The organism is Blautia sp. OF09-25XD, assembly GCF_003482095.1.
Classification (GTDB): domain Bacteria; phylum Bacillota; class Clostridia; order Lachnospirales; family Lachnospiraceae; genus Fusicatenibacter; species Fusicatenibacter saccharivorans.
Window position 1 is genome coordinate 163,022 of record NZ_QUMG01000002.1, and the last position, 25,178, is coordinate 188,199.

The 25,178-nt window shown below is 48.7% G+C and carries 20 protein-coding genes; 18 read left to right on the forward strand and 2 right to left on the reverse strand.

Going from position 1 to position 25,178, the window contains the following annotated elements; translation table 11 throughout:
• Positions 1-148: 148 nt before the first annotated feature.
• The 9 genes from DXA93_RS02730 (at position 149) to pulA (ending at position 16,006) form a co-directional block, all read left to right on the forward strand.
• The gene (locus DXA93_RS02730; RefSeq protein ID WP_117761311.1) at positions 149-1,720 is read left to right on the forward strand and encodes an AAA family ATPase; all 1,572 of its coding nucleotides are present in this window, start codon (positions 149-151) and stop codon (positions 1,718-1,720) included.
• Positions 1,721-1,920: 200 nt separating this feature from the next.
• Positions 1,921-2,316, forward strand: a complete 396-nt coding sequence (locus DXA93_RS02735; protein ID WP_117761309.1) for a hypothetical protein — start codon at positions 1,921-1,923, stop codon at positions 2,314-2,316.
• Between the two features lie 198 nt (positions 2,317-2,514).
• Positions 2,515-4,038 carry a response regulator gene (locus DXA93_RS19010; protein WP_118700192.1) on the forward strand — a complete coding sequence of 508 codons (1,524 nt, stop codon included), beginning with the start codon at positions 2,515-2,517 and terminating at the stop codon, positions 4,036-4,038.
• A gap of 1 nt (position 4,039) precedes the next feature.
• On the forward strand, positions 4,040-5,770 hold the full coding sequence (locus tag DXA93_RS02745; protein ID WP_158583254.1) for a sensor histidine kinase: 1,731 nt from the start codon (positions 4,040-4,042) through the stop codon (positions 5,768-5,770).
• A complete protein-coding gene (locus DXA93_RS02750) occupies positions 5,767-7,512 on the forward strand; it encodes an extracellular solute-binding protein (RefSeq protein ID WP_117761303.1) in 1,746 nt (581 codons plus the stop codon). The genes DXA93_RS02745 and DXA93_RS02750 overlap by 4 nt, the downstream gene beginning before the upstream one ends.
• Before the next feature lie 277 nt (positions 7,513-7,789).
• Positions 7,790-9,103: an extracellular solute-binding protein gene (locus DXA93_RS02760; protein WP_117510163.1), complete on the forward strand. Its 1,314-nt coding sequence runs from the start codon at positions 7,790-7,792 to the stop codon at positions 9,101-9,103.
• Positions 9,104-9,204: 101 nt separating this feature from the next.
• Positions 9,205-10,578, forward strand: coding sequence for a carbohydrate ABC transporter permease (locus DXA93_RS02765; protein ID WP_117761299.1), 1,374 nt, complete (start codon positions 9,205-9,207; stop codon positions 10,576-10,578).
• Positions 10,578-11,456: a sugar ABC transporter permease gene (locus DXA93_RS02770; RefSeq protein WP_227094136.1), complete on the forward strand. Its 879-nt coding sequence runs from the start codon at positions 10,578-10,580 to the stop codon at positions 11,454-11,456. Before DXA93_RS02765 ends, DXA93_RS02770 begins: the two co-directional genes overlap by 1 nt.
• A 584-nt stretch (positions 11,457-12,040) precedes the next feature.
• Positions 12,041-16,006, forward strand: coding sequence for a type I pullulanase (pulA, locus tag DXA93_RS17710; protein ID WP_158583255.1), 3,966 nt, complete (start codon positions 12,041-12,043; stop codon positions 16,004-16,006).
• 221 nt (positions 16,007-16,227) lie between these two features.
• On the opposite strand, the gene DXA93_RS02780 is transcribed toward pulA, so the two are convergent.
• On the reverse strand, positions 16,228-16,608 hold the full coding sequence (locus DXA93_RS02780; RefSeq protein ID WP_022463049.1) for a 4Fe-4S binding protein: 381 nt from the start codon (positions 16,606-16,608) through the stop codon (positions 16,228-16,230).
• A gap of 314 nt (positions 16,609-16,922) precedes the next feature.
• Here DXA93_RS02780 and DXA93_RS02785 point away from each other — a divergent pair, with 314 nt between their 5' ends.
• From DXA93_RS02785 to DXA93_RS19310, 7 genes are all read left to right on the forward strand, one after another.
• Complete coding sequence (locus DXA93_RS02785) at positions 16,923-17,762, forward strand: C39 family peptidase (RefSeq protein ID WP_055225735.1); 840 nt, start codon at positions 16,923-16,925, stop codon at positions 17,760-17,762.
• A gap of 68 nt (positions 17,763-17,830) precedes the next feature.
• Positions 17,831-18,088 (forward strand): sporulation transcriptional regulator SpoIIID, encoded by a 258-nt coding sequence (spoIIID, locus tag DXA93_RS02790; protein ID WP_055220903.1) that lies wholly within the window; start codon positions 17,831-17,833, stop codon positions 18,086-18,088.
• An 86-nt stretch (positions 18,089-18,174) separates the two neighbouring features.
• Positions 18,175-18,828: a copper homeostasis protein CutC gene (locus DXA93_RS02795; protein ID WP_330427229.1), complete on the forward strand. Its 654-nt coding sequence runs from the start codon at positions 18,175-18,177 to the stop codon at positions 18,826-18,828.
• Positions 18,829-18,958: 130 nt separating this feature from the next.
• Positions 18,959-20,218 (forward strand): M20/M25/M40 family metallo-hydrolase, encoded by a 1,260-nt coding sequence (locus DXA93_RS02800; RefSeq protein ID WP_055220901.1) that lies wholly within the window; start codon positions 18,959-18,961, stop codon positions 20,216-20,218.
• A 15-nt stretch (positions 20,219-20,233) separates the two neighbouring features.
• On the forward strand, positions 20,234-21,163 hold the full coding sequence (locus DXA93_RS02805; RefSeq protein ID WP_118641161.1) for a nucleotidyltransferase family protein: 930 nt from the start codon (positions 20,234-20,236) through the stop codon (positions 21,161-21,163).
• Between the two features lie 98 nt (positions 21,164-21,261).
• The gene (locus tag DXA93_RS02810) at positions 21,262-21,744 is read left to right on the forward strand and encodes a glycosyltransferase family 2 protein (RefSeq protein ID WP_330427072.1); all 483 of its coding nucleotides are present in this window, start codon (positions 21,262-21,264) and stop codon (positions 21,742-21,744) included.
• Entirely contained in the window at positions 21,687-21,986 is a 300-nt protein-coding gene (locus DXA93_RS19310) for a hypothetical protein (protein WP_330427230.1), read from the forward strand. The genes DXA93_RS02810 and DXA93_RS19310 overlap by 58 nt, the downstream gene beginning before the upstream one ends.
• Positions 21,987-22,164: 178 nt before the next feature.
• On the opposite strand, the gene DXA93_RS02815 is transcribed toward DXA93_RS19310, so the two are convergent.
• Complete coding sequence (locus DXA93_RS02815) at positions 22,165-23,202, reverse strand: hypothetical protein (RefSeq protein WP_119207701.1); 1,038 nt, start codon at positions 23,200-23,202, stop codon at positions 22,165-22,167.
• Positions 23,203-23,764: 562 nt separating this feature from the next.
• On the opposite strand from DXA93_RS02815, the gene DXA93_RS02820 reads away from it, so the two are divergent.
• A complete protein-coding gene (locus tag DXA93_RS02820; protein WP_117813392.1) occupies positions 23,765-23,971 on the forward strand; it encodes a hypothetical protein in 207 nt (68 codons plus the stop codon).
• The gene (locus DXA93_RS02825; RefSeq protein ID WP_119207702.1) at positions 23,971-24,738 is read left to right on the forward strand and encodes a cell wall hydrolase; all 768 of its coding nucleotides are present in this window, start codon (positions 23,971-23,973) and stop codon (positions 24,736-24,738) included. Before DXA93_RS02820 ends, DXA93_RS02825 begins: the two co-directional genes overlap by 1 nt.
• The last annotated feature ends 440 nt before the right edge of the window (positions 24,739-25,178 follow it).

Genomic DNA, 25,178 nt, shown 5'->3' on the forward strand with positions numbered 1-25,178 from the left:
TTAATTGACTCATAGCAATCCCAGAAAAAACAGCCAGAATGTTTTGCCTCAGTTAAAAACATTCTGGCATTTTTCAACTTATGCTAAATTGAACTTAAGGCAAGAATATCGTATGATAGAGGTAGAAAGAGAAAGGCGCAGGTGGAATATGGGAGTTTATCTGAATCCGGGAAATGAAAAATTTGCAAAAGCGGTTCAGTCCGAAATTTATGTGGATAAAACAGGGCTGATCGAGTATACCAATCAGGTGATTAATACTGTGCAGAGATATGTCTGTGTCAGCCGTCCGCGGCGCTTTGGAAAATCTATGACGGCGGATATGCTGACGGCTTATTATGGGAAGGAATGCGATTCCAGAGAACTTTTTTCTGGATTGAAAATTTCTCAAAATGCTGTATTTGCACAGCACTTAAATCAATATCCTACGATTTTTTTGAATATGCAGGAATTTCTGAGCCGGAGCAAGGAAATTGGCCAGGTGATTGACCGTGTTCGAAGAATGCTGCTGCGGGAACTGAAAAACAGTTATCCGGACGTGGACTACTTTGACGATACGGATCTGGTAGAATCGCTGCAGGATATTTATGCGGCAACAAAACAGTCGTTTGTCATTATCATTGATGAATGGGACTGTGTTTTCCGGGAATATCAGCAGGATAAAAAAGCACAGGAAGAGTATCTTGATTTCCTGCGGGATTTTCTGAAAGATAAGGTTTACGTAGCACTTGCCTATCTGACGGGTATTCTGCCGATCAAAAAATATGGAACCCATTCTGCACTGAATATGTTTGATGAATTTACAATGCTTGATCCAGGGCCGCTCGCAGAATATGTAGGATTTACGGAGCAGGAAGTAGAAGAACTCTGCGGCCGGTATCAGATGGATCTGGCAGAAATTAAAAACTGGTATGACGGCTATTCGTTCCCGGGAGAAAGTTCGGTTTACAGCCCGCGTTCGGTTGTCAATGCCATGCGATTCCGGAAAATCGGCAATTACTGGAATCAGACAGAAACATTTGAAGCACTACAGTGGTATATTGATCTGAATTTTGACGGCCTGCGGGATGACGTACTGCAGATGATGGCAGGGAAAAAGATTCCGGTGAACACGGGCAGTTTTACGAATGATATGACAACTTTCCGGACAGAGGATGATGTGCTGACACTGCTGATTCATCTTGGATATCTTGGTTATGAGGAACAGAATAAATATGTTTTTATTCCGAATGCCGAGGTACAGTCAGAATATGCCAGTGCGGTAACCGTTTCCCAATGGGGAGATATTTCAAAGGCACTGAAAAATTCCGCAGATCTTCTGCAGGCTGTGTGGGAAAAACAGGAAACACAGGTAGCAGAGGGAATTCGGCTGGCACATTTTGAAACGTCACAGCTTCAGTACAATGATGAAAATGCGTTGAGCTATACGATTTCACTGGCGCTGTATGCAGCACGGAATTTTTACACGGTTTACCGTGAACTGCCTGGGGGAAAAGGGTTTGCGGATCTTGTTTTCGTACCAAGAAAAAGATACCAGGACAAACCGGCGCTGGTTGTAGAACTGAAATGGGACAAAACAGCAGAGGGTGCGCTTGCGCAGATTAAGGACAAAGAATATTGCAGAAGTCTGGAAGAATATCAGGGAAACTTGCTTCTGGTAGGAATTAATTATAATAAAAAGACAAAAGAACATGTTTGCAGAATTGAGGAATATCAGAAGTAAAAGGGAGAGAAGGTATTATGAATACTGAAAATCGTAATATTCGTTTTACTTCAACGGTAATTTGCAGGATCTTTTTGGGGATTTGCTGTTGTTTTTTAGCTGCATGTTCCTCACAGAGTTCCCAAAATAACAGCAACATCTTTCTGTATGCCGTTGATTTCAGCCATTCCACCCTGTCGCCCGGGAATGTGAAATTTGATATGTCTATGGAAGATGTTTTGCAGAAGACGCAGCTTTCGGAAGATGATGTTGATACCACGTTAGGAGAAGCGTATCCGCGAATCATTCATTCGATCAGCATTTCCAGTCTGTCGGATGATATTCAGGAAATCTTTTCTTTTCAGAATGATCAACTGGTATCTGTGGAATATGCCATAACGGTTCCGGAATCTGAATTTCAAACGGTACTGCAGACGCTGGCTCATCAGGCGGCAGAATTACTTGAAGATTTGCTGGTGGGAGAGAATCAGATTCTTGAGGGAAAGACGACAAGGTGGGAAGATGAGCAGAAAAACAGTCTGATCCTGTCTTTCCCGGACACGGATACATCGGAAGAGCGCGTTATTTTTCTGGGCTTATACAGGACGAAGGCCTGATTCGGGACAGGATGAGTGGTGTCCTGAAATCATGTAATAGAAAAACCAGAGTCGGATGAGAATGTTTTCACCGGCTCTGGTTTTGCGTTTCCGGTAACGGTTTTGAGCGGTAAATGCTATGCAATTCTGCCGCGGGAATGGTATAATAAAACCAGTATGCGCCGCTTTAGGCAGGCTGCTTAGAAAGAGGATCGATGCATGTACACATATCTGATTGTAGATGATGAAATGATAGAGCGAAAGGGCATTCGGATGCTGCTTTCGCGGATGAATATCCGGGAGAATATTCTGGAGGCCTCCAATGGAGAGGAAGCGCTGGAGGTGTTTGAAAAAGAGAAAATTGACGTACTGCTGACCGACATCAATATGCCGTTCATGGATGGAATTGAGCTTCTTTCCCGGATTCATGAGGAGTATCCGGGGACGGAAACTGTGATTTTCAGTGGGTATGATGAGTTTTCCTACGCAAAAAAGGCGATTTCCTACGGTGTTTCCGCCTATATTTTAAAACCGGTCAACCCGGAAGAATTTGAAAAGGTGGTTGGTGAAATCACGGAAAAGCTTGCAAAAAGTGAGCGTGAGGAAAAACGGAAGGACGAAAGTATGGAGTTTCTGCGGGAGCATCTGCTGTATCTGATGGTCAATGGTCAGAGCCGCAGCGCAATGCAGGAGAAAACACAGACGCTTCTCGATATGAGCTTTGTCCGGGATTTTTGCCGTATGGTACTGCTGGAGTGTGCCAACAACTATTTTGAACAGGTAAACAGCGAACAGATTGAAAAGATGCAGAGCGATTTGCAGATGCCGTTTCACTATCTGAACCTGAACCCACAGCAGTCCATCCTGTTTTTTAGCGAGGAGCCGGATGGCGGCTGGGAAGCGTTCGGACGGAAGCTGTACCATTATATTCGTGAAATGTGGGACCAGGAATGCTTTCTGGCCGTGTCGGGTGAGATCACGCCGGACGTTGAGCTTTACGATGCATTTGCACAGACGGAGCAGCTCATGGAGCGTCGCTTTTATCACACGGGAAACCATGTTTTTCTTCCCTTTCAGGAGGAGCAGTCCGAGGTGCTGGTGCAGATTGATGCTGAAATCCTGATCCGCCAGATCCAGCAGGACATTCGCATGAAGGATCTGGAGAGCCTGCGTGAACACTTTGACCAGTTCTGCGAGAAGTATGAGCATCAGACGATTTTTTCTCAGATTTATATCAAATTTATGTTTTCCAACTTATTGAAAGAGATTTACGACAATCTCGAGAGAAAAGATGAGCGGGAGCTGGACCGTGAGATTGACGCCCTGTATCACAGCAGCAACATGGTCGGTGTGATTCAGGCAGTCCGTATGGGTATTGAACGGCTTGAAACGGTCTTCCGCGCAGACGGTGGTGTTGCGAAACGCAGAGAAGTCGAGCAGATCAAACAGTATATCCGTGAGAACTATTCTGACAGCGGCATGGGCGTCGACCAGCTTGCGCGCGAGGTCGGCATGACACCGAATTACCTGAGCAGCATTTTCAAGAAAAATACAGGAGAAAACCTGAGCCGCTACTTAAAAGGTTTCCGCATGGAGCGTGCGCGGGAGATGCTTGAAAATACGAATGAGAAAATCGGTATAATCTGTGAAAAATGCGGTTTTGTGAATGTGTCCTATTTCTGTCAGAGCTTCCGCGAGTATTTTGGAATCAGCCCGCAGAAATACCGGGATCAGGGGGAGTAAGATGACATCATTTGCCGCTAGAATAAAAAAAGCATTTTCAGATATGAAGGTACACCGGAAGCTTATCGTGGCTTACGTTCTCACAGGACTTTTCCCAATGTGCCTGATGTTCACAATGTTTTACACCCAGATGCGTCGTGTACTTGTCGAGCGTGAGATCAAAAATCTGCAAACCACCTTTGATCAGGCAGTGGACGATGTGAATACGGAGCTTGCGCTGCACCAGAGTATGTCGGACTATCTGGCATTCGACCAGACAATTGTTCAGATTGTAAAGGCAGAAGACAAAAACAGCTTCGAAGCATACGAGCGCATGGTGAAAGAGTTTGATCCGATGATGGATTCCTTAAGTTATTTTTACCCGGAAATCCGACAGTCTACGGTCTATGTGCGTGATTTCGTCATTCCGCACGGCACGTATCTGCGTCCGGCGCGGGAAATGGAAAATGATGAATGGACAGCACCGGCAGACAATGATGTTCACTGGTATGCCGATATGGATCAGGGAACGGTGACGCTGGTGCGGTCTATGCCGCTGATTGATGACGGAAAAGGCGGTTTTTTATACATTTCCATGGACTACAGTAAGATTTTTGGCTCCATGGAGCTTGCAGTCAATGAGGATTACGGTGTTTTCGTCTACAATGAGGACAAAGAAGTGCTGTATGAAAATCAGAAGATGACCAGGAATGCGAAATACCAGATGGAATTTTCAGACTTTCAGAAGATACAAAAAAAAGAGAAGCAGAATACAGCGAACTACATTCTCCTGGAAAAGGAGATTGAGCAGAATGGATGGCATGCCGCGTGCTATCTGCCGAAAAAAGGCATCATCAGTCCGATGCAGCCGATTCTTCTGATAGTTCTTCTGATGTGGGCAGGCTGCGTCCTTTTCTCTGCGGTCGTGATTATGAGATTCTCCGGAAATATGGCGCACCGCCTTGAAAAGCTGAAAAAGACGATGGCCGAGGTAGAGGAAGGAAACCTGGAAGTGGAAATGGTTTCTACGGAAAGAGATGAAATCGGTGATCTGACGCGTGGCTTTAATCAGATGCTGTCGCGTATCCGTCAGCTGATTCAGGAAGTCTATGAGAGCCGCATCCGCCAGAAGCAGTATGAGATGACGGCGCTCCGCGCACAGATTAACCCGCATTTTCTGTATAATTCCCTGTCGCTGATCAACTGGAAAGCGCTGGAAATCGGTTCGGATGATATCAGCAAGGCGACGCTGGCGCTTTCGCGGTACTACCGGACTTCTCTGAACAAAGGCAAAAATACGATGTCCATCCGCGAGGAGATCGACAATGTGCGTTCGTATCTGCAGATTCAGGAAATGTTTCACGACTACAGCTTTACGGTCAAAATGGATGTGGCGGAGGATATTCTGGATTACCGTACACTGAACCTGATTCTGCAGCCGCTTGCCGAAAATGCGATTGCGCATGGAATTGACCGGCGGCGCGGCAGTGAGCCCGGCGTGATCACAATCAGCGGACGGCGTGACGGAAATTGTGTGGTACTTTCCGTGGCAGATAATGGTGTTGGTATGGAACAGGAGAAAGCACAGACAATTTTGACGGAGAAGAGCAGCGGCTACGGTGTGCGGAATGTCAATTCCCGGATTCAGCTCGAATACGGAGAAGCGTATGGTCTTTCGATTGAGAGTGAGCCGGGAAAGGGAACAAAAGTGACGGTGCGGATTCCGGGCGTGGAAAGGGAGGTACAGGCATGATGCAAAAAAAACTTGCGGCAGGCCTTGCTGTACTGCTGGCAGCGGGAATGGCGCTGAGCAGCTGTGGAGAAAGTGGCGCAGCAGGAAATGATTCTGTTTCCGATGCTGCCGGAAATGAGGCTGCGGCTCTTACGGAAGCGAAAACAACGCCGTACGGACGTTACCCGGAAACCATCACGTACACGCTGGCAAAAATGACGGGTGTGAATAATTCCAATCTCCCGGAGGGAGAAACCTATGAGGACAATGCCTATACACGCCTGATCCGCGAAATCATTAATGTACAGAACGAGGATGTTTATGAAAACTACGGTGATACCTATAACGTTGGCATTTCTACCATGATTGCAACAGGAAACATTGCCGATATCATGGTTGTGGATCAAAAAACGATGAATGCCATGCAGAAAAACGATCAGCTTGCCGATCTTACAGAGGTTTATGCAAATTGTGCCAGCGACCGTATCAAGGATATTTATGCAAGCTACGGTGAGGAGATTCTGCAGGGCTGTACCTTTGACGGAAAGCTGATGGCATTCCCGGAAACCAACATTTCGGACGGTCCGAATCTTCTATGGGTGCGGAAGGACTGGATGGAAAAACTGGGACTTTCCGTACCGGAAACGATCGATGATGTGAAACATATTGCGTTGACGTTTGCAGAGGAGAATCCGGCAAACCAGGAGATGGGTAACATCGGTCTTGCAGTCAGCACAACTCTGTACGGCGGCACGGGCATTTCTTCGGAATACGGCATGAATCTTATTTTTGCCTCATTTGGTGCATATCCGGGAAGATGGCTGACGGATGCGGAAGGAATGCCGGTTTATGGTTCCGTTCAGCCCAATGTAAAAGACGCACTTGGCATGCTGGCCGACTGGTACCAGGAGGGCGTCCTTGACCGGGACTTTTTGATCCGCACACAGGATGACATTGCCGAGCTCATTGCCCAGGGACGCTGCGGCATTTTCTTCGCACCGTGGTGGGCACCGAACAACCCGCTCTGGCGCTGTCATGAGACGGATCCGGAGGCCGACTGGCAGCCGTTTCTGATTCGGACCGGGAAGGATGGAAGTGTGCGATACTGCAACGAAAAGCTGACCGGAAATTATGTGGTAGTGCGAAAAGGGTATGAATATCCGGAGATTGTGCCGAAGATTCTGTCGGTGATGTTTGATTATATGCGCTATTCCTACGATGATCCAAGGGGAGAATTTCAGCAATATTATACGGGAAATATCGATCCGACGGCACGCCCCTTAGCAATCAATCTCGACTATAATCAGGCACTGACGATCTGTTACGAAAATCTGCAGGCGGCACTGAACGGGGAAAAATCGGAGGATGAGCTGGAGATTTTGGAAAGATCGTTCGAAAAGGTATGCCGCGCCTATCTGGAGAACCCGAAAACAGCGAGTGCGGAGGAGTGGAGCGCGTATTTATCCCGTATCACAGCCTGCTCGCTTTTAAGCGACGAAAAGATTCAAAGAGTGAATACGATTTATCCGACCCGGACGAAGACCACAGAAACATATCGTTACACCTTAAAAGAACTGGAATCGGAGACCTTTTTAAAAATTATCCGGGGCGAGTCTGAGCTTTCTTCTTTTGACGACTTTGTAAAAGAGTGGCAGGAGGAAGGCGGAAATGAGATCATTCAGGAGATGATTCAGGAAAGGAAAAGCCTGAGTTCACAGGAAAATCAGAAGACAGAAGAAAAAGCCGAGCAGAAGGCGGAATAAAAAACAGAAGAGGAGGCAGGACGCACCGGAAAAACGGTGCGCGGCCTCTTTTTTTGTTGCGGAAAAGAATTCTGCAGATTGCGGAAATGATTTTCCGGATACGCTCCGGTGTAGAAATGTAACGTAGAAATCCAACATAGATCATAGATTCTTGATATTTCAGAAAAATCCGCCAACTGCTATAATAAAATCAATAAGAACGAGAGATACCAAGCAGCAAATGCGATATGACAGCAGACGTTCCAGAAAGAAAAATCATATAAGGAGGATTTTCAATATGAAAAAGAAAGTAGTATCTATTATGATGACCGCAGCACTTGCAGTTGGCATGCTGGCAGGATGCGGAAACAGCGACAGCGGTTCTTCAAATGCCGCTTCCGGAAACGATTCCAAGAGCACATCCGAGGCAGGAAGCACAAGCGCATCTGCTTCCAACGCAGCAGAGGAAGAGGAAATTACCACAACCCTTACCGTATGGTCTCCATCAGAGGATCAGGCAAGCGACAGCGGTGAGTGGCTGCAGACCATGTGCAATCAGTTTGCAGAGGAGCATCCATCCTGGCACATTACCTTTGATTACGGTGTATGCGCAGAGAGCGATGCAAAAGATACCGTAACACAGGACGTTGAAGGAGCAGCAGATGTTTACATGTTTGCAAACGACAACCTGACATCCCTGATCGCTGCAAACGGAATTTCAAAACTCGGCGGACAGACAGTTGAGGAGGTAAAAGAGAACAACTCTCAGGCAATTGTAGATTCCGTATCCGTTGACGGCGATATCTACGGTGTACCATTCACCACAAACACCTGGTTTATGTACTATGATAAATCTGCATTCACTGAGGATGAAGTGAAAAACCTGGATACCATGATCGCAAAAGACAAGATTTCCTTCCCGATTACAAACTCCTGGTACATTGCTTCCTTCTACGTAGCAAACGGCTGTACGCTGTTCGGTGAGGACGGAACAGACGAGGCAGCAGGCGTTGACTTCGAAGGCGATAAAGCAAAAGCAGTGACCGATTACCTGGTTGACCTGGTAAACAATCCGAACTTCGTATCTGATGCAGACGGATCCGGTCTTTCCGGTCTGCGTGACGGTTCTGTAAAAGCAATGTTCTCCGGTTCCTGGGATGCATCCGCAGTTAAAGAGGCACTCGGTGATAATTACGGTGTTGTACAGCTTCCGACCATCACCATCAACGGCGAGGAGAAACAGATGAAATCCTTCTCCGGTTCTAAAGCAATCGGTGTGAATCCGAACTGTGAATATCCGCAGGTTGCAGTTGCTCTTGCAAGATATCTCGGAAGCGCAGATGCTCAGAAAGCACACTATGAAATGAGAAACGTAGTTCCGTGTAACGAAGAGCTGCTTTCCCAGATCACAGACGATGCACTGGTAACTGCTCAGAACGATACCTTCAACAATACTTCTATCATCCAGCCGTTCGTTAAGAATATGAGCAACTACTGGACTCCGGCAGAGAATTTTGGTAAATCTCTGGTCAACGGTGAAGTTACCCATGATAACGCTGCAGAAATGACAGAGAAACTGAACACAAGCATGAATACTTCTGCAGTCGAGTAAGCAAGACAGGCACTGAAGTGTTCGGAAATCAACAGGATTGAAACCACAGGCATTGTCAGACACCAGGATTGACAATGCCTGTCTTTCGGAAAGGATAGATTATGGCATCATTGAAAAAACGCGCCAAAGAGTTTGAGACTCCCTATCCGGTGACAAAAGCCATCACAAAGGGCGATGCGGTCACGAAACTTTCCATGTTTGTCATGGGACTGGGAAATCTGGCTCACAAACAGATCGTAAAGGGTATTTTATTTCTGGCAGTAGAAATTGCGTATCTCCTGTTTATGATCGAAGGCGGTATCAACAATCTCTATCATCTCATCACCCTGGGCGGCCGTGCGCAGGAAGAGGTGTGGAACGAGGCCAAGGGTATTTATGAATATACCGGCGGCGATATGACAATTCTGTTCCTGCTCTACGGAGTAGCAACGATTTTTATTACGGTTCTCTTCTTTATGATCTGGCGTGTCAATATGAAGAGCGCTTATGAGGTAGAGTGTCGTGCAAAGGAAGGGAAACATATCAACACCATCAAAGAGGATCTGGAAGCACTCGTTGACAAGAGACTGCACTGGACCCTGCTGACACTTCCGATTCTCGGTATTGTGATTTTCACAATCCTTCCACTGGTCTTTATGATCTGTATGGCTTTCACCAGCTACAGTAAAGTCGGCGACCATCTGACGATTTTTCACTGGGTTGGACTGAAAAATTTCAGTACGGTTCTTGGCATGGGCAACTCGATCGGCAAGACATTCTGGTCTGTTCTTGGATGGACCCTGATCTGGGCTGTGCTCGCTACCTTCCTGAACTATATTCTTGGTATGATTCTTGCGATTGTCATCAATCGTAAAACAACCCGCATCAAGGGATTCTGGAGATTCTGTTTTATGCTCTCCGCTGCAATTCCGCAGTTCGTTTCTCTTCTTCTGATGCGTACGATGTTAAAGGACAACGGCCTGATCAACAACCTCTTGGTTCAGGCCGGTCTGATCAGCAGTCCGCTTCCGTTCCTGACAAATGCGACCTGGGCGAGAGCAACGGTTGTTATCATCAACCTCTGGGTTGGTATTCCGTTTACCATGATGCAGGTTACCGGTATCTTACAGAACATTCCGGGTGAGCTTTACGAGGCAGCCCGTGTTGATGGCGCAGGTCCTGTGACAATTTTCTTTAAGATTACGCTGCCGTATATGCTGTTTGTCACGACTCCGTATCTGATTACGACGTTTACGGGTAATATCAACAACTTCAACGTTATTTATCTGCTGACTGCAGGAGCACCGGTTCCGGTCGGAGCAACCGCCGGAAAGACGGACCTTCTGGTTACCTGGCTGTACAAGCTGACGGTTGACTTACAGTACTTTAACGTTGGTGCGGTTGTCGGTATTCTTACCTTTGTCATTCTGGCTGTGGTTTCACTGATCACGTACCGGAATACTGGTTCTTACAAGAACGAGGAGGGATTCCAATAATGAATAACAAAGAGAAAAAAACACACTCCATGAAAGCGCGTGGAATGATTTCCGATGTGATTGTACATGTGGTTCTGGCACTGCTTGCGATTGTGTGGGTGATTCCGGTTCTGTGGATTGCACTCTTAAGCTTCAGTACACAGAAGGGATCTTATGTTACCAGCTTTTTCCCAAAGGGATATACGCTTCATAACTATGTGCGTCTGTTTACAGATACGCAGGTGTTAGACTTTCCGCAGATGTTTAAGAACACATTTATCATTGCGGTGTTCAGTTGTCTGATTTCTACAATATTTGTGCTTTCGGTTTCTTACTGCATGTCGAGAATGCGGTTTAAAATCCGTAAGACTTACATGAACATCGCGATGATCTTAGGTCTGTTCCCGGCATTTATGTCGATGGTTGCTGTCTACTATATTTTAAAGGCAGTTGGCCTTTCGGAGGGATCGATGATCCGTGTGGCATTGATTCTGGTGTACTCGGGCGGTTCCGGAGCGGGATTCCTGCTTGCAAAGGGATTTTTTGATACGGTTCCGAAGGCACTGGATGAGGCGGCTTATCTGGATGGAGCAACGAGATTCCAGGTATTTACGAAGGTGACAATTCCACTGAGTAAGCCGATTATTGTGTACACGACTTTGAGTGCATTTCTGGGACCGTGGCTGGACTTTATTTTCGCAAAGGTTATCTGCAGGGCGAATGCGAAGTATTATACGGTTGCACTGGGTCTGTGGAAGATGCTGGAGAAGGAGTATATCGACAGCTGGTATACTTGCTTTGCGGCGGGAGCGGTTTGCATTTCGGTGCCGATTGCGATTTTGTTTGTTGTAATGCAGAGATATTATACAGATGGGCTTTCAGGAGCCGTCAAAGGATGATTTGTGGAGCAGCCGATGAGGGGTCGGCTGCTCTATTTGTGTGTGGGGGACGGATCTGACTCCGGCGCCGTGGCACCTGCCGCACAGACGGGCGCGGTGGCATCGGCGGGCGGATGATGACGTGTGGGAGGCGGTGGATTGAGGAACCGAGGCTATTCGACAGGAAATCTGATGATTTCCCGTCTCAGAGCCTCTTGACTTCCGGCCTGGATGGCCGTCCGTCATCCTCACCCCACTGCCTCCCACGCGTGCATCATCCGCATGCCGCCGATGCCAATGCGCCCGTCTGCGCGGCAGGTGCCACGACGCCGGAGCCAGATCCTGGGGTTGAAGGACGGGAGGAGGGGCTGGATCTGCCCGGAGGCAGATCGGCGTGAGATTGTTGTGTGTGGAAGGGGAGAGTGTGTTGGAGGACGGGGAGAGGGGCTGGATTCGCCCGGAGGGCGAATCGGCGTGAGTTTGTTGACTGGTGCGAAGTTTGGAGATAGAATGAAAAAAAATATTTCCGGAGTTTTTTGTGCTTGATTTTATGAGAACAGAAAAGTTCCGGGAACATATTGTGTGAAATTTGGAGGTTTTGCGGTATGGATAGGATTCGACTGAATGCTTCGGAGTGGATGGATTTTCGGAGTGGAGAAAAGAAGTGTTTTTTGCTGACAAACGGACTGGGAGGTTATTGTTCGCTGACGGTGATGGGGAATGCGGCGAGGAATGATCAGGCGCTGTTGATGGGGGCACTGAAGGCGCCTACGGTGCGGGAGCATCTGATTTCGAATGTCTGGGAGACGTTGGAGGTGGATGGAGAGGAAACGGAGCTGTTTTCACAGGAGTTTGTGAATCGGACGCAGAATGTGGAGGGGTTTCGGTTTCTGGAAGGATTTGAGATGGGGAGTCTGCCGGTATGGTTTTACCGGGTGAAGGGGATTGAAATTGAGAAGACGATTGGGATGGTTCAGGGGGAGAATACGGTTCTTGTCCGGTATCGGGTGAGAAGTGGGAAGAAGGGGAGTTTTTCGGTTCGGCCGGTGATGCGGTTTGCGGCGAAGGGAGAGCAGCTGCAGGAGGGGCAGAATTTTGCGGTGGACCGGAAGTGCATTGCGAGTAATGGTGTGATTCTTTCTTATGGAACGAATGGGGAGCTTCAGATGGAGAAGGAGAGGATCTGGAGGGATTTGTTTTTTGAGCAGGATGCGCGGGATGGAAGAGATGGCATCGGAAGTGCTGTCGTGAATCATCGGATTCGGTTTGAGATGACGGGAGACGGCAGGGAGCAGGTCTTTTTTGTTGTGTATAGTCTCGCGGATGATGTGGATAAGTGGGATGAGGAAAGGATTGCGCTGTGGATAGAAGAGGAAGAGAAGCGGCAGGAGGCGATTGCGGAAAAGTCCGGGATTTCTGATCCGGTGGGAAAGCGGCTGGCGGTGAGTGCGAGTCAGTATATTACGGAACGTGCATCGACAGGTGGGAAGAGTATTATGGCTGGTTTTCCTTATTTTGCGGACTGGGGGCGGGATACGATGATTTCGCTGCCGGGGTGCACGCTGGCAATTGGGGAATATGAAGAGTGCAAGAGCATTCTTCGAACCTTTATGGCATATACAAAAGAAGGACTGATGCCGAACCTGTTTCCGGAGGGGGATGCGCTTCCGATGTATAATACGGTGGATGCGGCCCTTTTGTTTTTGGATGTGGTGTATGAGTATTACCTTGAAACAGGAGATCTGGAGTTTGTGTGCGAGGCGTTTCCGGTGATGGAGGATATTGTGTTCTGGTATCAGAAGGGAACGGATTTCCATATTAAAATGGACAGTGACGGGCTGATTATGGCCGGGGGCGGTCTGGAACAGGTGACGTGGATGGATGTGCGGATTGACAAGGAGCTGCCGACACCGCGTCACGGGAAGCCGGTGGAGATTAATGCGTACTGGTATAATGGTCTGAGGATTCTGGAAGAGCTGGCGCCGTTTGTCGGAAAGGATGGATCGGCGTATGGGAAGCTTGCGGAGCAGGTGAAGAAGAGTTTCCTCGAAAAGTTCTGGATGGAAGAGGAAGGATATCTGAAGGATGTGCTGAACGGCACGTATGAAGAGAAGCAGTTTCGATGCAATCAGGTCTTTGTGCTGGCGCTTCCGTTTCAGATGATGAGTCAGAAGCAGGGGCAGCGGATCTTACAGGCGGTTAAAGAAAAGCTGTATACGACAGCAGGACTGCGGTCATTGGAGATGGAGGATCCGGCATTTCATCCATGGATCGGCGGAAGCCAGCCGGAGCGTGACAGGGCATATCATCAGGGGACAGTCTGGGGATTTCCGCTTGGGGCGTATTTCCGTGCGGTGCTGAACTATTTCCCGAAGGAGGGAAAACAGGAAGTGCGCCGCGGACTGGACCGTCTTGCGAGCTGGATGCAGGAAGGATGCCTGTTTCATCTGGCGGAGATTTATGATGGTGCGGCGCCGGTGATGTCGAAGGGCTGCTATGCGCAGGCGTGGAGTGTCGGAGAGATTCTGCGGGTTTACAAAGAAATGGAGGGAAAGAAGATGAATGCGGTGGTGAAAAGAACGCCGGCGGAGTGGAAAAGCTTTTTTGAATCGGAAGAATTTGTGGAAAACTTTACGTATGAAGGGGATGACCTCGGTGTCTCGGTGAAGAAGAGCAGGGAATGTGATGGAAACTGGCAGATGCCGAAAAAGGATGAGCAGTTTGTGACAGAGTGGAAGCTCTGGGCGCCGACAGCAATGGAGGCTTCGCTGGAGCTGTTTTCACGTGGCAGCAGCCGGGAGTACGGGGACCGAAAAATAGCCTCGATTGCGATGACGCGCGGCGAAAAGGGTGTCTGGAGTTGTGCATTGCAGGGAGCGCGGTATGGAACGTATTATACGTATCACATTCTGCACTCAGATGGCGTTTTTGATACGGTCGATCCGTACGGCGTGGCTTCCGGTGTTGATTCGGAGCGGAGTATGGTAGTAAATCTTGCAGAGACGGACCCGGTGGGCTGGGAGCAGGATAAAAGACCGGAAATCCGGCCGGAGGACCGCTGTGTGTATGAGCTTCATGTGAAGGATTTTTCAAGCGATCCGAATTCCGGTGTTTCGGATAAGCACCGTGGAAAGTTTCTGGCATTTACGGAAGAAGGCACAACACTGAATGGAGACGGAATTCATGCGACAGGGCTCGATTATCTGAAGTCGCTTGGCATTTCTCATGTGCATCTGCTTCCTGTTTTCGATTTCGGAAGTGTGCCGGAAGACGATGCGGAAGCGTTCAACTGGGGCTACGACCCGGTGCAGTACAATGTGCCGGAGGGATCCTATGCAACCGATCCTTTCCACGGAGAGGTACGTATCCGGGAAATGAAGGAAATGGTTCAGGCACTGCATAAAGCCGGCATCGGCGTGATTATGGATGTGGTATACAATCATACGTATAATCTCGATTCGCCGCTTCAGAAAACAGTTCCTTATTATTATTACCGTGAATGGGAGGACGGCACGATTTCCAATGGCTCCGACTGTGGAAACGAGACGGCAAGTGAGCGGGAGATGTTCCGCCGCTTTATGGTTCACTCGGTTTGTTACTGGGCGAAGGAATATCATATCGACGGTTTCCGCTTCGATCTGATGGCACTGCATGACACGGAGACCATGAATGCGATCCGCACAGCTCTGAACCGGATGCCGCGCGGCGAGGAGATTCTGGTTTACGGTGAACCGTGGAAAGCAGCGGCAAGCGCAATGCAGGAGGGATATTTCCCTTCGGATAAACAGAATATCGGAAAGCTGATGGATGGCATTTCCATGTTCTGTGACGATACGAGAGATTCCATCAAGGGAAGTGTTTTCATTGCCGCAGAGGGAGGCTATGTCAATGGAAAAGAGCGTCTTTCAGCAGGAATACTTTCCGCGACAGACGGCTGGCTGGACGGAAAAGGAGCCTATGAGCCGCGCAATGCGAGCCAGCTGATTCCGTATGTGTCGGCACATGATAATTATACACTGTGGGATAAATTAAAACTGTCCGATCCGAAGCGGAAGGAGGATGCGGAGCCGGATTTTGACAAGATGGATGAGCGGACGCTTTCGATGAACCGTCTGGCGGCGGGCATTGTGATGACCTGCAAGGGAATGCCGTTTTTCCAGGCGGGTGAGGAATTTGCGCGCACGAAGCATGGCGAAGGAAACAGCTTCAAATCGTCGTGGCAGCTCAACAAAATTGACTGGACACGCGCCTTAGAGCAGGAAGAGCTGGTGGACTATTACCGTGGTCTTCTCGCTCTGCGCCGAAAATTTCAGGCATACGGAACGTGCGAGCCGGACTGTAAAAAGACATTTTTCCGTGAAAACCAGATCGCAGGTTACGAACTGGAATACCCGAATGGCCGCGCAGTCTGCGTCTTCTACAATCCATGGGAAAAAGAAGCTTTGCAGAAACTCCCGGAAGGAAACTGGAAACTGCTCTGCGATGGAAAACGCTGTGCAGAGGATGGAGCAGAGATGAAAGAAAGCATGATGCTTCCGGCAAAATCGATGGTTCTGCTGGCGCGGGAGTAAAATTGTAAATTTTGTCCCTTTTTGTCGGAATGCTGTCTGCGGAAACGGGCATCGATCATTCTGCCAGGCGGCGAGCGGGAATCAATTGTTTTTCGTTTAACAGAAAAATGCACTGTGGAATTGTCCGACGACGTTCCACAGTGCATTTTTATGTTTATGTGAGCAATGAGTCAGGATCTGTGCTTACATGAGATCCTGGCGGTATCTAAGAGTTCGGATCATTATTCGTCCACAACTTCCAGTACATCCATCGGGCAGGCTTTCGCGCAGATACCGCAGGCGATACATTTGGAAGCCGGATTTCCCTCGGTTTTTACGATCAGGCCAAATGGACAGGCCTTCGCACAGGCTCCGCATCCCGTACATTTTTTCTTGTTGATCATGTAAACGCCCTTCGGGTTCTGGGTGATGGCGCCTTCCGGACAGGCCTCGGCACATTTACCGCACTGCGGACAGGCGATCGGGCGAACAGCCTTTTTCTCTACGATCTGCAGACATGCCTTGTCCGGATCAAATACCTTATAAAATGCCTCAGAACATGCTCCCACACAGGCAAGACAAGCCATACAGGTGCTGCCTTTTTTTACTTTCAGTTTTTTCATTTTGTTTTATCCTCCGCTTAAAGATGTTGTTTTTCCTATTTTACCATTTTTGAACTTTTTTCTCAATGATATTTCCGGAATTTGCCATCTTTTTCCTGCTTGCGGTTTTGCTTCCGTTTCGCATGGCTTTGCACAGATACAAAAAATCTTAAGAAAGCAGACGGAAAAAAAGTAGTTTTTCTTCGGAAAATATACAAAAAGAAAAATCGGAAATTTGTTATGATGAAAAGGAAGAATGTACTCTCAATCATCTCACAAAATCAGGCACAGAAAGATTTTTGGAGTACACCATAAGATCGGGAGGGGGATTTTTCATGATCCGTGAAAACAATACACTGGAATGGCAAGAGACAGCAGAACAAAAAAGAATGACACAAAGAAGGATAATACAAAGAAGAGAAAGAGCACGGAGACGAAAAAGAAAGGTATGGCGGATCCGCGGGCTGCTATTGCTGTTCGGCTGTCTTCTGCTTTTGGGCGGTGTGCGGCGCTTCCGGCAGAATCCGATCCAACGGTATGCAAAAGCAAACGGCATTTCAATGGATCAGTACCCGGAGGAGCTGTTGTCGCTTTACGAGAGAAACAATGAGACGGAGACGTTCGTCGAAGAATATCCGTTGAAAAAAGAGGAGGAGCCGGAGATTGACCTGAGCGACCTGTCATCCGCATCGGAGGTTCCGCTTCTCTTGCAGTGGGATCAGAGATGGGGCTATCACCGATATGCCGGTGAAGTGATGGGATTAAGCGGCTGCGGACCGACAGCACTTTCCATGGTTGCCATTTTCATGACTGGCGATATCACAAAAAATCCGCGCTGGGTCGCCGATTTTGCCTCACAGAACGGCTATGCCGTAGACGGCAGCGGAACCGCCTGGTCTCTGATGCTGGAAGGAGCCCGGCAGATCGGCCTTTCCAGCAAAGAAATCCCTGTGGAACGGGAACGGGTGGAAAACAACCTGCAGGCCGGAAACCCCATCATTGCCCTGATGGGACCCGGGGAGTTTACCAGCAACGGTCATTTTATCGTTCTTACCGGATTGCAGAATGGCAGACTGAAAATCAACGACCCAAACAGCAGAAAAAATTCCGAAAAAACCTGGGATATCGATCAGGTGCTGGAACAGACAAAAGCGGTATGGGTATATTACAAATAATAAAATAGAAGACATACCCATCAAAGCCTCCGAATACACTGTAAAAACAGCGTCTTCGGAGGCTTTTTGTGAGGGACTATATCGAAGAGCGTGCTGTGGAGACAGCAATTTACATGATTGAGACGAAAGCGACCGTACGGCAGACGGCGAAAAAATTCGGAGTGAGCAAAAGTACCGTGCATAAGGATCTGACATCACGTCTGGTACAAGTGAATCCGGGTCTGGCGGCAGAGGCAAGGAAAATTCTGGATGTGAACAAGTCTGAACGCCACATTCGCGGCGGCATGGCAACGAGAGAAAAATATCTGCATCAGAAGCAGAAGTGAACGAAAGTGAACCAAAGAAGCTCTTTCCTAATTGCCTCAAATAGGGTATGATAGAGAAAGAAAATTACGAAAACAGAGGGAATTTTATGAACGATTATATCCTGGAAGTCTGTGTGGACTCGGCGGAGTCGGCGCTTGCGGCGGCAAAAGGCGGGGCAAGCCGGCTGGAGCTGTGTCAGAATCTGGTGATCGGCGGAACAACGCCGGGTTCGAAGCTGTTTGAGGTGATCCGCAGACAGACAACCATTCCGATTCATGCATTGATCCGCCCGCGGTTCGGGGATTTCTGCTACACCCCATATGAATTAGAAGAAATTCGCGAGGAAGTTGCGATGTATCGCGAACTTGGTGCAGAGGGCGTTGTGGTCGGTGTACTGAAAGAGGATGGAACGATGAATATGGCGGCAATGGAACAGCTGATGGAGGCAGCCGACGGCATGTCCGTGACGCTGCACCGCGCGTTTGATGTCTGCCGCGATCCCAAAGAAGCGCTTGAGCAGGCGGTATCGCTTGGTATGAACACCATTCTCACCTCCGGTCAGCAGAACAGTGCGGTAAAAGGAGCAGAGCTTCTCGCCGAACTGCAGCGCCAGGCGGCGGGACGCATCCGTATTCAGGCGGGCGGCGGTATCTGCGCGGATGCGATCCGCGAGCTGTATCCGAAAACCGGCGTGACCGCCTACCACATGTCCGGAAAAATCGAACTGGCGAGCCGATGCAGTATCGGAAAGAAAATGTGAACATGGGACTTCCATCCTTAAGCGAATACACCCTCTACCGCACGGACGTCAAAGCCGTGCGCAGCGCGAGAGCGGTACTGGAAGAACTTTAAGAAAATAAAAAAAGAAAAGAAAAGGACATAACATTATTATGAAAGCAAATACCATCAGCGGCCAGCGGCAGTATGCGTTCGTCAGCCAGTTTAACTACATCCGCGAAGCCGGAACGGAAGGCGAAGAAAAAGCAGCCTGCCGGATCGAAAAAGAACTTTCTGAAATCGCAGAAAAATGGGGGCAGGGCGAATTGCAGATCCGCCGCGAGCCGTTCGAGATTGAGACATGGCAGGTTGACGAAGCTGTCTTTACGGTCACAGAGCCATATGAGAAAACATACACCGTCCGCGGCTGCTTCGCGGCAGCCAATACCGCTCCGGAAGGCGTGGAGGCACCATTCCTCTACGTAGAAAACGGCGACCCGGTCAGCCTTTCCCATGCAGAAGGGAAAATCGTCCTGATCAACGGCGGTGCCAATGCAGAAAACTATGAAAAACTGGAAAAAGCAGGAGCCGTCGGATTTCTGATCCTGACCGGAACGCCGCTGGACAAAGACGAGGACCGTCTGCCGGACTACCGCACCCTGCGCGGCGTAAAAAATCCGAAACTGCCGTGCGCCGTCATTCATTATCTTGATGCGATGGAACTGGTAGAACGGGGAGCGAGCCGTGCACGCCTCGTTTTACAGCAGAAAAAAATCAGGAGAACGTCGAAAAATATCATCCTGCGCATCCCGGGAACCGAGCAGCCAGAGAAAATCCTGACGCTGACGGCTCATTACGATTCCGTTCCGCAGGGACCTGGTGCATACGACAACATGGCGGGCGCAGCGATCATCATGGAGCTGGCACACTACTTCGCCGAAAACCGCCCGAAACGGACACTGGAATGCATCTGGTTCGGCGCGGAGGAGCTGGGTCTCTGCGGAAGCCGGGCATATGTGAAAGCGCATGAAGCCGAGCTGGCGCAGCACCGCTTCAACATGAACGTCGACCTCGCCGGACAGGCCATCGGCGGAACCGTGCTTGGCGTGGCAGCAACGAAAGAGGCATGCGACGTGATCATGGAGCACTTAAAACAGGCGGACAAAGGCGTATCGCTCATCAACAATATCTGGAGCAGCGATTCCAACACCTTCGCATGGAAGGGCATCCCGGCGATGACGCTGAACCGCGATGGTTTCGGCATGCATACCTGCCACGATACGATCGACTGGATCTCCGCCTGGTCACTGAACCGGAGCGCCGGTGTCCTGGGCGAAATCGCCGAGTATTTGGCGGATGCAGAACCATTTCCATTTGAAAGAGAAATCCCGGCAGACTTTGCGGAGAGATTAAAAGTTTATTTTGGAGAATAAAAAGGAGAGAACATCATGAGCAAAAAACCAGTATTAGTCATCATGGCAGCAGGAATGGGAAGCCGTTACGGCGGATTAAAACAGATTGATCCGGTTGACCCGTACGGAAATATGATTATCGACTTTTCCATTTATGATGCAAAACAGGCAGGCTTTGAGAAAGTCATCTTTATCATCAAAAAAGCCATCGACGAGGCATTCCGCGAGGGCATCGGCAAGCGAATTGAGAAATACATGGATGTAGAGTATGTTTACCAGGAACTCGACGTTCTCCCGAAAGGCTACGAAGTGCCGGAAGGCCGCGTCAAACCGTGGGGAACCGGTCATGCGATTCTCTGTGCGGCAGAAGCCATCGACGGCGCACCGTTCGCCGTCATCAATTCCGATGATTATTATGGAAGAACAGCATTCGAGGAGATCTACCGCCAGCTGACAACCGAGCAGGACGGCGCGACCTATCAGTACGCGATGGTTGCCTACGACCTGTACAAAACCCTGACCGACAATGGCCACGTAGCCCGCGGTATCTGCACCGCAGACGACCAGAACCACCTTGTCGGCATTCATGAGCGCACAAGAATCGAAAACCACGGCGGACAGGCCGAATACACCGAGGATGACGGCGCAACCTGGACCGGACTGCCGCAGGGAACGATCGTTTCCATGAACCTCTGGGGCTTCACACCGAGTATCCTGATTGAGCTGAAACGCCGCTTCCTGCCGTTCCTCGAGGATGTATACAAAACTAACCCGTTAAAAGGCGAATACTTCCTGCCGTTCGTTGTCGATGAACTGCTGCAGGAGAAAAAAGCGGAAGTCACCGTACTCCGCTCCTATGATAACTGGTACGGCGTAACGTACAAAGAAGACAAAGAAAATGTCATGGCAGCACTGCAGAAATTAAAAGACGAGGGCCGTTATCCGCAGAAACTGTGGGAAGAATAACAAACGAACGGTACTGGGAAATTTTCTCCATGAGAGCATCTTTCGCAATGAAAAGAAATCCTGTATAATGGATGGAAGGAAATGCAAGGAGAATACCAATGGATACCTTATATATTGTAATACCAGCCTATAATGAGTCGGAAAATATCAAAAGAACGATCGAGGAATGGTGTCCCGTCGTGGAGAAGCATAACGGCGGCGGTGCGTCCCGTCTTGTGATCATCAACGACGGAAGCCGCGACGATACGTATGAAATTGCTTCAGCAGAGTGCGAAACCCGCCCGTTGCTCACCGTGCTGACGAAGCCAAACGGCGGCCACGGTTCCACCGTTCTGTACGGCTACCGCTATGCACTTGAAAACGGTGCGGACTATATCTTCCAGACCGATTCCGACGGTCAGACCGATCCGGCGGAGTTCGAAAAGTTCTGGCAGATCCGCGAGGCTACGACGCCATTTTCGGAAACCGCACAAGCCGCGGCGACGGCTTTTCCCGCGCTGTCGTGGAAAAAGTGCTGTGCGCGGTGCTCTGGACCTATTTCCACGTATCCGTGCCGGATGCAAATGCCCCGTTCCGTCTGATGAAAGCAGACTACGTGGCCGAGTATCTGCCGCTGATGCCGGAAAACTACAATCTGCCGAACGCACTGCTGACTGCCTTCGGAGCGTATTTTCACCGGAAAATCCGTTTCATCCCGATCAGCTTCAAGCCGCGTCAGGGCGGAACAAATTCCATCAACATCCGTAAAATCGTAAAAATCGGCCGTCAGGCGCTGCACGATTTCTGTGAGATTCAGAAAGCGGCTGCGAAAAAAAGAGGATAAAAAATAATATAAGAGAAGGAACGTATCCCATGTTTCATGAGATACGTTCCTTCTTTTTGTATGCTTATTTTTTATTATGGACCTTATTTTTAATAGAAGCGATGCGATCTTTTCTGATTCATGGAATCCTTTAGTGCCAGAAGTGATTCGATCAGGATCAGAAGCAGGATCACAGCGATCATGACTGCGAGGATCTGATTTGTTCGCTGATGGAACCAGGAGCCGATTCCTGTGTGTGCAGTCTGTGTATTCTCGGCCTGTGCGGCATTTTCAAGAGCTGCAGTTTCCGAAGTAATAATCTGTGCATCCGGGTCTGTTGTTCTGGCAGATGGTACAATCTGCGTTGCGGCTGGAAGCTGGCTGGAAGAAGTAACAGCGGATGCGGTAACTTCCGGGTGATGGTGGAAAGATCAACTTCTTCGTCTTCTGTAACAACTGCGCTGGCAATCGGTTCTGCTGCGATCGGTTCGGATGCAGGAACCTGTTCCGGTGCGGTTTTGGATGCAGGAGCTGCGGTTTCCGGAAGAATATTTTCCTGTGCCGGCTGTTCCGAAGCAGATGGCTGTACCACGGTCGGGGTTTCTGACGGTGCGGATGGCTGTTCCGGAACGGATGGTTCTGGAGCGGCCGGTTCTTCCGGAACTTCCGGTGCAGATGGCTCTTCCGGAAGAGATGGCTCCGGGTCAGTTGCCGGTGTTTCCGGGATTGCGGTACAGTAAACAAGAGAAGTCATCGCCGCCGAAGAATCCGTAATCACAACGGAACCGCCATTGGAAACGGCCTGTCCATTAACATAGAAGGAAATCTGATCCATATCCAGTGTGTAGCCAGGTTCCGTAACCATCGATACGGAGAACGTTCCGTTTACTTCCTCGACCGGTTCGCTGTTCTGATACAGGACATAGGAACCATCATCGGAAAGATATGACATGGTGACCGGTGCATCCATTGTGGAATCCTGAAATGTCAGGGCAGCATCGGTAAAAGCAAGAGCCGCCTGATCGGTGTTCAGATAGAATTCCAGGTCCTGTGCATCGTAATGGGTGAAGTGAATGGTAATTTCACCGGCGTCTGTATTTTCTGCACTTGGAACTGTCTCGGCTGCTGCCGAATACGGAGCGGAAAAAAATAATCCGGCCGCCAGGAGGCCTGCCATTCCGAATCTCAGAATCAAATTTCCTGTGTGTTTTTTCGTTGTCTGTGTGCTGTGTAACATATGACATCCTCCTTTCACCTGATCGGTTTCTAATGTCGGTCTGTTTTATTTTCCTGCGGTAAGTTTCACGTATAAATTGAAAGAAAAATAATTGATAAAATATAAATTTTCTTTCTTTTTAAAGATTATACCATATGTAGAAAGAAATATCATGTAAAAATAAAAAGTTAAAAGAAAATTTGAAAATGCGTCAAAAGTGGAAAAGGTTTGTAATGCATGTCGAAAAATAGAAAAAGAACTGTCACAATTTCTTAAAAAATATTTGCGGAAAAAGAGGGCAGAAAGGGCAGAATGTGAAACAAAAGCAAAATAAAAAGAAGGAAACAAGACACGGAAAAGTATTCCAGGCAGGTCGCATGCAGAAGAAAAAGTGGGAATAAAAACCGATCCAATTCGTCAAAAAAGCGGAAAAGTGGTGAAAAATTGTGGGTTCTATGAAAAAAACGATGGGAAAAGACAGGAATGTTGTCGAAATATTCTAGTTGACAAAAAGATGTAACACTGGTAGAATCGGTTTGTAACAAGATGTAACAAAAACGTAATAATTGTTCAGGAGGTAAGTATGACATTCAAAAAAAGTTATGTGCCGGGCATCCTGGGGAGCGTGCTCACACTGACTGTCATCATGGCTGCACCCGTAAAAGCAGAGACAAAGGAAGAAACCATTTTAAATAAAACAGACTGGAGCACAATGGCTGCAGCAAACGTAGAAGGATATGTCAACATCCGCAGCGAGGCAAACGCAGATTCCGAGATCGTCGGAGTCTGATGCCGGGCTATGCGGTTACTGTAACAGAAAAAGGAGACGAGTGGAGCAAGATCTCTTCCAATGGTGTAGAAGGCTACATAAAGAATGAATATCTGGTATTTGGGGAAGAGGCAAAAGCACATTACCGCAATATGTGCGGTATCACCGGAGTTGTTCAGGCGGACAGCCTTCGTGTCCGTGAGGCAGCATCCACAGATTCCGCGCAGGTTGGAACACTGACACAGAATGGTGAGGTCAGCGTATTCGGCGAAGAGGCAGACTGGTATCAGATCCAGTACAGCGGAAGCAGCGCATACGTTCATGGAGACTATGTGACACTTTCAGAGGAGTTAAAAGGTGCTGTTTCCATGGAGGAATACCAGGCATCACAGGCCTGTGCGGCAAGCAGCGCAGCAGCAGCCTCCACAGCAGGCAGTGCATCGGTAATTTCCGCAGACAGCAATGATGTGGCAATGCTTGCAGCACTGATCGAGTGCGAGGCAGGCGGCGAGAGCTACACAGGAATGGTGGCAGTCGGAGCGGTTGTAGTAAACCGTGTCAACAGCGGTTCCTTCCCGAACAGTGTTTCCGGCGTTATTTATCAGAGTGGACAGTTTACACCGGTTGCGACCGGAACTTTCCAGAGCGTGCTTTCCCGTGGAGCAAGAAGTGACTGTTATGCAGCTGCACAGGCAGCACTTTCCGGCGAGAGCCCGGTTGGCGGATGCCTGTATTTCAACAGCGGCTACGGCAGCGGAATTCAGATCGGATATCAGCATTTTTATTAAAAACAGGCGTGGAACCTTTGCAAGGGGATAGGCGGAGAGAGCATGCATTTCCATAGATTGTGATCGGTTCAAAGTCATGAAAAATGAGATGGAATCGACGGTATAGAAAAAAGAGTAAGTGAACAAGGGGAGACGTTCACTTACTCTTTTTTTACTCTGAAACAAATACTACCGGATAGTCAAAAAGTGCAGACTATCCTTATGGAGTTTTACAGGAAATGTTGTTGGATTTCCAGTTACGGGACATCGTTATTTTCAAAAATTTTCAACAGCTTGGTTTTCTGGTTATCGGCGCGGAAGTCTGCTAATGTCTGACGTAGTGTTGTATGGCGGACGCGGTAGGTATTGGAGAGAAAACAGAAAAAAGTGATTCCCCAAAATACCGGCCAGAGCAACACACATTTATGGCGACCTGATGCTGTTTCACCTGGTGATTGGTG

Excerpts from the sequence above, each read along its gene's own strand:
- DXA93_RS02730 (WP_117761311.1), top strand. The coding sequence starts at position 149 with ATGGGAGTTTATCTGAATCCGGGAAATGAAAAATTTGCAAAAGCGGTT.
- DXA93_RS02735 (WP_117761309.1), top strand. The coding sequence starts at position 1,921 with ATGTCTATGGAAGATGTTTTGCAGAAGACGCAGCTTTCGGAAGATGAT.
- DXA93_RS19010 (WP_118700192.1), top strand. The coding sequence starts at position 2,515 with ATGTACACATATCTGATTGTAGATGATGAAATGATAGAGCGAAAGGGC.
- DXA93_RS02745 (WP_158583254.1), top strand. The coding sequence starts at position 4,040 with ATGACATCATTTGCCGCTAGAATAAAAAAAGCATTTTCAGATATGAAG.
- DXA93_RS02750 (WP_117761303.1), top strand. The coding sequence starts at position 5,767 with ATGATGCAAAAAAAACTTGCGGCAGGCCTTGCTGTACTGCTGGCAGCG.
- DXA93_RS02760 (WP_117510163.1), top strand. The coding sequence starts at position 7,790 with ATGAAAAAGAAAGTAGTATCTATTATGATGACCGCAGCACTTGCAGTT.
- DXA93_RS02765 (WP_117761299.1), top strand. The coding sequence starts at position 9,205 with ATGGCATCATTGAAAAAACGCGCCAAAGAGTTTGAGACTCCCTATCCG.
- DXA93_RS02770 (WP_227094136.1), top strand. The coding sequence starts at position 10,578 with ATGAATAACAAAGAGAAAAAAACACACTCCATGAAAGCGCGTGGAATG.
- pulA (WP_158583255.1), top strand. The coding sequence starts at position 12,041 with ATGGATAGGATTCGACTGAATGCTTCGGAGTGGATGGATTTTCGGAGT.
- DXA93_RS02780 (WP_022463049.1), bottom strand. The coding sequence starts at position 16,608 with ATGAAAAAACTGAAAGTAAAAAAAGGCAGCACCTGTATGGCTTGTCTT.
- DXA93_RS02785 (WP_055225735.1), top strand. The coding sequence starts at position 16,923 with ATGATCCGTGAAAACAATACACTGGAATGGCAAGAGACAGCAGAACAA.
- DXA93_RS02795 (WP_330427229.1), top strand. The coding sequence starts at position 18,175 with ATGAACGATTATATCCTGGAAGTCTGTGTGGACTCGGCGGAGTCGGCG.
- DXA93_RS02800 (WP_055220901.1), top strand. The coding sequence starts at position 18,959 with ATGAAAGCAAATACCATCAGCGGCCAGCGGCAGTATGCGTTCGTCAGC.
- DXA93_RS02805 (WP_118641161.1), top strand. The coding sequence starts at position 20,234 with ATGAGCAAAAAACCAGTATTAGTCATCATGGCAGCAGGAATGGGAAGC.
- DXA93_RS02810 (WP_330427072.1), top strand. The coding sequence starts at position 21,262 with ATGGATACCTTATATATTGTAATACCAGCCTATAATGAGTCGGAAAAT.
- DXA93_RS02815 (WP_119207701.1), bottom strand. The coding sequence starts at position 23,202 with ATGTTACACAGCACACAGACAACGAAAAAACACACAGGAAATTTGATT.
- DXA93_RS02820 (WP_117813392.1), top strand. The coding sequence starts at position 23,765 with ATGACATTCAAAAAAAGTTATGTGCCGGGCATCCTGGGGAGCGTGCTC.
- DXA93_RS02825 (WP_119207702.1), top strand. The coding sequence starts at position 23,971 with ATGCCGGGCTATGCGGTTACTGTAACAGAAAAAGGAGACGAGTGGAGC.